Origin of the sequence: Bacillus sp. SIMBA_031, from assembly GCF_046535225.1 — a bacterium.
Classification (GTDB): domain Bacteria; phylum Bacillota; class Bacilli; order Bacillales; family Bacillaceae; genus Bacillus; species Bacillus velezensis.
In genome coordinates this window covers 1-296 of record NZ_JAWRXC010000122.1, presented here as the reverse complement: position 1 = coordinate 296, position 296 = coordinate 1, and the positions used below count along the sequence as shown (strand labels likewise).

Here is a 296-nt window from a genome sequence, read left to right as displayed (position 1 = left end):
CTTAAAGGCAGGAGGAGCCTATTTGCCGATTGATCCTGCATACCCGGCAGAACGAATCAAATATATCCTCAAAGACAGTCAAACAAAACTGCTTTTAACTAACTCTAAACTGATTGAAGAAACGGGTTTAGAAGACATGTTTGATATCGAAGCAATTGACATGCATGCAAACTCATTATCAGAATATCAAACTGAAAATTTACTTATTGAGAACACAGGCAAGGATTTAGTGTATGTCATTTATACCTCAGGCTCTACTGGAAATCCTAAGGGGGTAATGATAGAGCATCAATCCC

General features: G+C 38.2%; 1 protein-coding gene. It reads left to right on the top strand.

What is annotated here, in order from left to right; translation table 11 throughout:
- Window positions 1-296, top strand: a 296-nt coding sequence (locus SB724_RS19765; protein ID WP_410572501.1) for an AMP-binding protein, incomplete at both ends; no start/stop codon positions are given.